We start from the raw sequence: 9,421 nt of genomic DNA on the forward strand, positions 1-9,421 counted from the left end.
AAGGGTATTTATGGTGGCAGTGTAACCTTTCTTAAAGAGAATACCATTTAAAATTTGAAATGACTATTTTTAGAAATTAAGTAACTCTTAGACCCAAAAAGAGATTTATAAATATCAGATCAAAATATCTTGAAATAGCACAAACCAGGTCGGCCACTTGGTGAAATTCCCGAGAATTTGCTGCCATTAATGGCAGTATCTATTGGTGACGCAAAAAAGTATGTTACGTAAGAAAATTTTGGGCAAAAACGACTTATGGGACTAGAGGGGGAAGAAAACCGGTAGTTCTCAATAATGTATTAATTTCAACTTTATTCATACCTAAGTGACTCTATAGGATCTTGTTTTGCAGCTTTAGCTGCCGGGTAACTTCCGGCGAGAATAGCCACCAAAATAGTAATAGCGGTGGCCCAAAGAATAGCAACCCAGGGGGTGGTGAAATCAAAATCGGCTGCTGCCGAAACCCCCATTCCAATTAATATACCCAAAATAATTCCAAGGATACCGCCTAATTGTCCAATAATAAGGGTTTCCATAAAAAATTGGGTTGCAATTGTTCGTCTTTTTGCTCCCAGGGCTTTTCGAACCCCAATTTCACGTGTTCTTTCGGTAACACTCACCAACATAATATTCATTAAGGCAATAGAAGAACCAAATATGGTGATGATAGAAATAATCCATGCAGCGTAATTTAGATAGCTGGTAATGGAAAAAATTCGATTAATGAGATCGTCACTTCGTTCCAGCCCAAAATTATTTTCTTCTATAGGGTTGAGTTTCCTGATATTTCTAAAGGTTAATATCGCCTCATCTTGCGCACCTTCTAATAACTCTTTATCATCAACTTTTACACTTACTGCATAGTTAATTTGAGGTTGGGTAAACATAGAGCGTGCTACCTGTATAGGCATTAAAACCCTTAGATCTTGATTATTCCCGAAAGTAGAACCTTTAGATTCAAGTATTCCAATAACCCTAAATTTCGCCCCTCTAATGCTAATTACTTTGTCTATAGGGTCTTCTCCTTTAAAAAGGCCTTCGGGTTTAGCAAAATCAGAGCCCAGAATTACTACATTATTATTGTTTTGAATATCAAAAATATTAAATTCACGTCCGGTTTCCAGGTTTAGCCCAGAGTTCTCAAGAAAGTTCTCATTTACACCAAGCACTCTTACCTCGGGATCGGTTTTTTCGTTAAGATATTTTACTTCGGCAACTGTAGTTCCGGTAAATGATACTGCAGTTTGTGCTTTTGGATATTGATAATTCTCTTCAAACTTTCTAACTTCCCGATAGCTTATTATTGGGTTTACTTTTTCTATCTCACCACCGCCACGACGTTGGGAATTAAATTCATAACGTTGTATATTGAAGGTGTTGGCTCCCATAGAAGCAAAATCACTACTAATGGTATTTTCTAAAGCAGTTACCGCACTTAAAATCCCTACCAAAGCTGTGATGCCAATAGCGATAATTAATACGGTAAGTATGGTTCGTAATAGTTGACTTTTAATTGAATTAAAAGCGATACTTACATTTTCCTTAAATAACCCAAACATAGAAATTGTTTTCAGTGCTATTTAGTTAGACTTCATAAGTGGGAGAATGTTACTTAAAATCTGAAATTTGTTTGGGTTCATTTAAAATTTAAGATATTTGCAGCGCTGTTTAAAGCGCATTGTAGCGTTCAAATTAAACTAAAAAAGTACTTATACCTTACATATTTTATGGCACAAAAACCTTCTATCCCAAAGGGAACTCGAGATTTTAACCCGGCCGAAGTTGCTAAAAGAAATTTTATTTTCGATAAAATTAAAACCGAATTTAAAAAATTTGGTTTTCAACCAATAGAAACCCCAAGTTTTGAGAACTCTGATACCCTTATGGGAAAATATGGGGAAGAAGGAGATCGATTAATTTTTAAAATTTTGAATTCGGGCGATTTTCTAAAGAAGGCTAATGCTGAAGCTTATCAGGCTAAAGACAGTTTAAAGATTACTTCTTCCATTAGTGAAAAAGCCTTACGATATGATCTTACCGTACCTTTTGCCCGCTATGTGGTACAACATCAAAATGAAATAGATTTTCCTTTTAAACGCTACCAAATTCAACCGGTATGGCGTGCCGATAGGCCACAAAAAGGACGTTTTAGAGAGTTTTTTCAATGTGATGCAGATGTAGTTGGCAGTAAAAGCCTTTGGCAGGAAGTGGAGTTCGTACAATTATACGATGCCGTTTTTTCAGCTTTAAAATTAGAAGGTGTTACTATTAAAATTAATAATAGAAAGGTACTTTCTGGCTTTGCTGAAGTTATTGGCGAAAAGGATAAACTTATCGATTTTACAGTGGCGCTGGATAAACTGGATAAGATAGGCGAAGAAGGCGTAAAGAAAGAAATGTTGCAAAAAGGAATTTCTGAAAACGCCATTGAAAAAATTCAGCCAATCTTTAGTCTAAAAGGTTCTTTTACTGAAAAAATTGTTGGAATTAAAGAAATATTGGCTGATTCTGAAACCGGAAAAGAAGGTATTAAGGAATTGGAATTTATTGAAAAAGCAATGGCTGAAATGCCATTAAAGACAGCGAAACTTGATTTAAATGTGACCCTGGCCCGCGGACTTAACTACTATACCGGGGCTATTTTTGAAGTTTCTGCACCTGAAAATGTAAAAATGGGTTCTATTGGTGGTGGCGGTAGATACGATGACTTAACCGGAATTTTTGGTCTAAAAGATATGAGTGGTGTTGGAATTTCATTTGGCCTGGATCGTATTTATCTTGTTCTGGAGGAGCTTGATCTTTTTCCCAAAGCAGTAACCCAAAACACCAGGGCTCTTTTTATCAACTTTGGTGATAACGAGGCGCTATATGCATTAAAGGCTGTAAATAAACTAAGAAGTGAAAATATTACTGCCGAGTTGTTTCCGGATGCGGCGAAGATGAAAAAGCAAATGAATTACGCCAATAAGCGCGAAATACCTTTTGTGATTCTGGCAGGGGCAGAAGAAATAGAATCAAAGAAGTTTACCCTTAAAAATATGAAAACAGGCGAGCAACAAAAAGTAGATTTTGCCGAACTGGTTTCGGCTCTAGCCTAAGCGTTTATTGGCACCGCCAAAGGGTGTAATATCCCGAGGTAGTTAATTATAGTTTAAGAAACTGTTTTTGCAGAATTAATAGCTAAGATTAGAAGTTTTTCTTATTCTAAATACTTTCAGGCGGTTTCAATACAACTGAATTTAATTTTCAATAAAAACAGTCCCGGGGAACTATTTCTTCGGGACTATTTTTTTATTTCAATTTATAGGTGGATATTAATCCTGGGTTTCACTCGCTTTATTTAAAACCTGCATATCTTCTTGAGATAGGTTTACTTCAATAGCCTCAATAAAGGACTTAAGGTGAGAAGATTTGGTAGCACTGGCAATTGGTGCGCTCACCCCGGGTCTTTTCATTAACCAGGCAAGCGCAATGCCGGCTTGAGAAACCTGATGTTTTTCAGAAATTTGGTCCAGGCTTTTTAGGATTTTTTCTCCGCGTGGGTTTAAAAACTTTTCTGTAAATATTTTCCTGTCTTTTCCTTCAAAATCTTCTTTTTTACGATATTTTCCCGTAAGAAATCCGCTGGCGAGAGAAAAATAAGGAACGACTCCTAATTGGTTTTTAGAACAAATTTCTTCTGTTTCTCCTTCAAATTTGTCGCGTACCATTAAATTATATTCCGGTTGAAAAACCTCATAAGGGGGCAGGTCTTTTTCTGCAGCGATGCTAAGGGATTTTTGTAATCTTTCCGCAGAAAAATTTGAAGCCCCAATATGCTTTATTTCGCCACTTGATATAAAACTCTGGTAAGCTTCCAGGGCCTCTTCCACAGGGGTTTCTTTATCATCATAATGAGTAAAATAAAGATCAATATAATCGGTTTGAAGTCTTAAAAGGGAATCTTTTGCCGCACCGGTAAGATAATCTCTGGAATTATTTTTTGGTCCGCCGGGCTGCAAACAAGAGCCACCTTTGGTAATAAGCGTGACTTTATCCCTTATTTTACGGGTTTTTATCCATTTACCAATAATTCTCTCTGAAGTCCCGTGAGGTACGCCATCTGCCCAACGAGAATAAACATCGGCAGTATCAATGGTGGTAAAACCCAGTTCAAAAAGTTCATCGAGCATTTTAAATGACTCTTTTTCATCTAATGTCCAACCAAACACATTTCCACCAAAAATAATTGGTGCAGATTTTATTCCTGAATTTCCTAAATTAACTTTCTCCATCTTTCTTTTTTCCTAAAAATAAACATCCCAAAGAAGAAAGAAGAATTATCCTATTATTTTTAAATGGATTTAACGTTACAGGAAGTATTTGATACGTACTTGAGTTTTGCTAGATAAAGACGGGAAAACTATAGTTCAGGATCTCCTAATCTCTCTAGAGTTTTAACCTCTATAAGTTTTGTAAAATTTTATCAATCCCGTTAAGTCTTAGATCCGGTTTATCCGCTAATTGATAAAAAATTTCTCCCGGTCTTTCTATAAAACAAGTTTTAAGGCCAGCCCGTTTTGCTCCGAGAATATCCCAGGGATGAGCAGCGACCATTAATGCTTTTTGGGCTGTAACGCGATACTTATTTAAAATATATTGATAGCTACGAGGGTGTGGCTTATATTTTTTTACTTCTTCAACACTATGAATTCCATCAAAAATAGAATTTAGTTCAGCAAATTTCAGTTGAGATTGTAAAACATCGGGTTTACCATTACTGAAAGCGATAAGCCTGTAACCTGAGTTTTTTAATTCCTCAAGTCCCGGTTTTACATCTGGGAAGGGAGGGAGTTTAGTGATTTCTGAAATTATATTCGCTACTTCCGAATTGGTAAAGGATTTATCAAATTTATCTGAAATCATTCTAAAGGTCTCCAGAGCTATTTCGGTAAAATTCCTGTAATTTTTGGTAGTGGTTTCTACCAAAGAATAATGCAATAACTTAGGAAACCAAATCTCAAAGCCCATTTCATTTTCCAGGGCAGCATTTACCTCTTCTTTTAAAGTAAACATATTTAAAAGGGTATGATTTACATCAAAAATTATGATTTTAGGCTTCATATAAAACAGGTTTAAACAAAGAAAGATAGGTTTATTTAAATATGCTTACTAAAGAATCCATATGAAATAATAGAATTTCTATGCTGTAGAGTTTTAAAACTACTTTTAAACTATAATTGTATACCGAGCAATTAACCGGATATATTTACTCAAAAATAAGGATGCGTTGCCGAAGGCTTTCCATGAGATGGTTTACTAAAAGTAGAAATTGTTACCTGTTTTAAGGTGATTTCGCAATAGTTATATTCAGATTTTTGAATAAATTGACTTGGCCAATTCTAAAAACCAGACTAGGTGTTATAGCAATATTTTACTTGACCCTTTTGGGAGAAGCTCAATAATTTTTTTAAATAATAATTTTTCACTAAATTTAGTATAGAATTTTCTCCCCAGATTATCCCCAACACATAATATTACAGTTCTTAAATTTTGTATGCTTTTTATTGAATGGTACAATGTTTTATTTGCTATCCCCAAATAATTTTTGTCTTGAAATTTACAGTTATACAACTTCTTGTAATTCGTAAGACTTAATATCATGTAACCCATATAGATCTGCCCCTTAGTAATGACCATTTAGCACCTATCGTGATTTATTGGAATCAATTTTTTGACTAAATATATAAAGGGATGAAAAATAATAACTTTCTAAGGGGATGTACCTTTATTTTATTCGCAATATCCTGGGCAGGTTTTTTTAACCTTAGTCTATATGCGCAAAGCTTTTCCCAAAGCAACCTAGACTTTAATGGAAATGGCTCTATATCTAATGGAACTTCATTGATGTTTGGACCAGATGGGCGACTATATGTAGCTGAATATACAGGTGCTATCAAAATTTTAACTATTGAGCGCATATCGGTAACAGATTATAAAGTACTTGATATGGAGACCCTTTTGGGGATATCAACCATTCAGGATCATAATGACGACGGTAGTCTTTACAGCTCAAGTTTTAGGGAAACAACCGGGCTTACAGTAGGAGGTACCGCAGCAAATCCTATAATTTATGTAGCCTCCAGCGATTTTAGAATTGGTGGAGGTGGTGGAGGCGGAAGTGGAGATACAAATCTAGATACCAATTCAGGTATTATTACCCGGTTTAGCTGGAACGGAAATTCCTGGGACGTAGTTGATCTTGTTCGTGGTCTTCCGCGTTCAGAAGAAAATCATGCTACTAATGGGATGGAATTGGCAAATATAAATGGTGTAAATTATCTTATTGTAGCGCAGGGTGGTCACACAAATGCGGGTGCACCTTCAGTCAATTTCGCATACACTACAGAATATGCTCTATCGGCGGCTATCCTGGCGGTTAATTTAGATATGATAAATAGTATGCCGGTAAAAACCGATAATGGCAGAAAATACATATACGATCTTCCTACCGTAGATGACCCAACAAGGCCAAATATAAATGGTATTTCTAATCCCGATGCAGCTGGTTATGATGGGATAGATGTTAATGATCCTTTTGGAGGAAATGATGGTTTAAATCAGGCTAAAATAGTGCCCGGCGGACCGGTACAAATTCTTTCTCCCGGCTACAGAAATTCTTATGACCTTGTTTTAACTGAAACCGGAGCTTTATATGTCACAGAAAATGGCTCGAACGGAGGTTGGGGAGGTTTTCCGTTTAATGAAGGAGGAGGAGCAGTAACCAATGATTATGATCCGAATGAGCCTGGAAGCACGGTTTCCTCTGGAGGGGAAAAGATAAATAATGAAGATCATTTGCACTTAGTAACCACAGATATTCAAAATTATAACTTCGGAAGCTTTTATGGAGGGCATCCCACGCCAATTAGAGCTAACCCGCTAGGAGCAGGATTATATACAAATCCTTCTAAAAATGGTACTACCGGTGCTGTTTTTAGAACTAAAAAGTACCATCCATTGAAGAATTCCGGCGACTTTACAAATAATCCTGATGTTGCGCTTCCGGCCGACTGGCCCCCGGTTACGGTTGCCAATCCTATTGAAGGTGATTGGAGAGGACCCGGCCTGGCAAACCCCGACGGGCCCGTAGATGATCTAGTAACTATTTGGGGAACCAATACAAACGGCATAGATGAATACACCGCCAGCAATTTTAACGGTACGATGAAGGGGAATCTTATAGCTGGTGTAAATACTGGCGAATTAAGAAGAGTAGAACTTAATCTCGATGGCAGTCTTAACAAACTTACTCCATCTTTTGTATCAGGATTAGGAGGGGACGCTTTGGGTGTTACCTGTAATAGCGATAATGAAATATTTCCGGGCACCATATGGGTAGTTACCTTGAACGGTAAACTTATAGTTTTGGAACCTCAGGATTTTGGAGAGTGTAAATTACCCGGAGATCCCGGTTATGATGCGAATGCCGACTATGATTTTGACGGTTATAAGAATCAGGATGAGGAAGATAATGGTACCGACCCCTGTAATGGTGGCTCACAGCCAAACGATTTTGATAAGTCTGATACCGGAGATAATTTATCAGATTTAAATGATTTGGATGATGACGCAGACGGTATACCCGATGAAAGCGATGTATTTCAATTAGGAAACCCCAAGCAATCGGGAAGCGATGCTTTTTTGCTTCCGGTATTTAATGAACTTTTTACCAGTAACACCCAATTGGGAGGGTACAAGGGACTTGGTTTAACCGGTTTGATGAATAATGGAGATCCTAACCCTAATTGGTTAAATTGGTTGGATAGACGTGATGACCCAAACGATCCTAATGAAAATGATATTCTTGGAGGTGCGATTGGAGCAATGACTATGCAAATGACTTCCGGTACAGCATTGGGTTCAAGTAATAATCAGGAAAAGGCATTTCAATATGGCATTCAGGTTCATGCTAAAGCTGGTAATTTTACGGTAGAAGGTGGTATTGCCAATTTTAATGGGCCTGTGCAGCTTTATGGTGCTAATTCTCCCACAAATGGAGAACTCGGATTTTTTATAGGAGATGGTACCCAAAGCAATTATATAAAATTTGTTATTAGCCCTACAGGGTTTATAGCGCTTCAGGAAATTAACGATATTCCCCAATCCCCATTAAATATCAATATTCCTGAGATTGAAAGGCCAAGCAGTAGTGTGTCATTCTATTTTGTTGTAAACCCTACAAATGGAGAGGTAGATTTAAAATATTCTTTAGATGCAGGTCCCCAGGTTAGCATAGGTAGTATTATTGCCGAAGGATCAATTTTACAGGCTATGCAAAATACTGAAATTGATTTGGCCGTAGGCATGATAGGTACTTCCAATACTCCCGGTGTAGAGTTAGAAGGCACCTGGGATTTTCTAAATGTAACTTCTGAAGGACCTACCATCGCCTCAGAGCTCTCCGACATTGAACGTAATGTAGGAGCGGTTATAGAAACTATTAGTCTATTACCATATTTTGACGATGATGCCGGTGTAGGGAACCTGACTTACAGTGTTTCGGGCAATACCAATTCGGCTGTCGGTGCTGTCATATCGGGCAGTAACCTTAGCCTAAGCTATCCCGATTCCCCGGCAGTTTCAGTGATTACCATTCGTGCTACCGATGCCGATTCTAAATATATAGAGCAGAGTTTTTCTGTAAATGTAATAGAGGAACAGACTATCGCTGAGGTCTTATACCGGGTAAATGCTGGGGGTCCTACCATTACGGCGATTGATGGGAAATTGGATTGGGAAGAAGATACTGCTAACAACAATTCTGCTTATTTAAGCTACCCCGGACTTAACAGTACCTTTTCCGGAGGAATGACAAGTTATACCGCAGCGGTCGATCAATCTACGACCCCGGTAAGTATTTATGACACTGAACGTTTTGATAGGGGCAAAGGCGAACCCAATATGACCTATGCTTTTCCGGTGGATAGTCCCGGCACCTATGCAGTTCGTTTATATATGGGGAATTCCTATTCGGGTACTTCAGCAGCAGGTACAAGGATTTTTGATGTTTCTATAGAAGGAGTGTTACCTGCTTCCCTTGGGGCTATAGACCTTTCTGCACAATTTGGTCACCAGGTAGGAGGGTTGTTTGTAGAAGAAGTAGAAGTAACCGATGGCCTTTTAGAGATTGCATTTATTCACGGTGCGGTAGAAAATCCGTTGATTAATGGTATAGAGATTTTAGGGGTGTCTTCTCAGGTGCCCGATACGCCTATCAATGTAACGGCTCTTAACGATCAGTTTAATTTTGAGGGCGATGTGTTAGATGGCAGTTTGGTGGTTTTCGCCAGTGGGGGCGATGGTAATTTAAGTTATAGCATAATTGGCGCTCCGCCAGGAATAGTTATAGAACCTACCAATGGCCAAATAGGCGGTACAA

General features: G+C 37.8%; 5 protein-coding genes. 2 read left to right on the top strand and 3 right to left on the bottom strand.

Annotated elements, in window-relative coordinates:
* Positions 1 to 311: 311 nt before the first annotated feature.
* Positions 312 to 1,559 carry an ABC transporter permease gene (locus I6U50_RS07480; protein ID WP_193709798.1) on the bottom strand — a complete coding sequence of 416 codons (1,248 nt, stop codon included), beginning with the start codon at positions 1,557 to 1,559 and terminating at the stop codon, positions 312 to 314.
* Between the two features lie 168 nt (positions 1,560 to 1,727).
* Between I6U50_RS07480 and hisS the strand changes: the two genes are divergently transcribed.
* Complete coding sequence (hisS, locus tag I6U50_RS07485) at positions 1,728 to 3,098, top strand: histidine--tRNA ligase (RefSeq protein WP_198638391.1); 1,371 nt, start codon at positions 1,728 to 1,730, stop codon at positions 3,096 to 3,098.
* Positions 3,099 to 3,314: 216 nt separating this feature from the next.
* On the opposite strand, the gene I6U50_RS07490 is transcribed toward hisS, so the two are convergent.
* Both I6U50_RS07490 and I6U50_RS07495 read right to left on the bottom strand, forming a co-directional pair.
* Positions 3,315 to 4,274, bottom strand: a complete 960-nt coding sequence (locus I6U50_RS07490) for an aldo/keto reductase (protein WP_198638392.1) — start codon at positions 4,272 to 4,274, stop codon at positions 3,315 to 3,317.
* Positions 4,275 to 4,443: 169 nt separating this feature from the next.
* On the bottom strand, positions 4,444 to 5,103 hold the full coding sequence (locus I6U50_RS07495) for a haloacid dehalogenase type II (RefSeq protein WP_198638393.1): 660 nt from the start codon (positions 5,101 to 5,103) through the stop codon (positions 4,444 to 4,446).
* A gap of 630 nt (positions 5,104 to 5,733) precedes the next feature.
* On the opposite strand from I6U50_RS07495, the gene I6U50_RS07500 reads away from it, so the two are divergent.
* Positions 5,734 to 9,421, top strand: a 3,688-nt coding sequence (locus I6U50_RS07500; protein WP_232805894.1) for a malectin domain-containing carbohydrate-binding protein, incomplete at its 3' end; no start/stop codon positions are given.

The sequence above is a fragment of the Salegentibacter maritimus genome, assembly GCF_016236975.1.
Classification (GTDB): Bacteria; Bacteroidota; Bacteroidia; order Flavobacteriales; family Flavobacteriaceae; genus Salegentibacter; species Salegentibacter maritimus.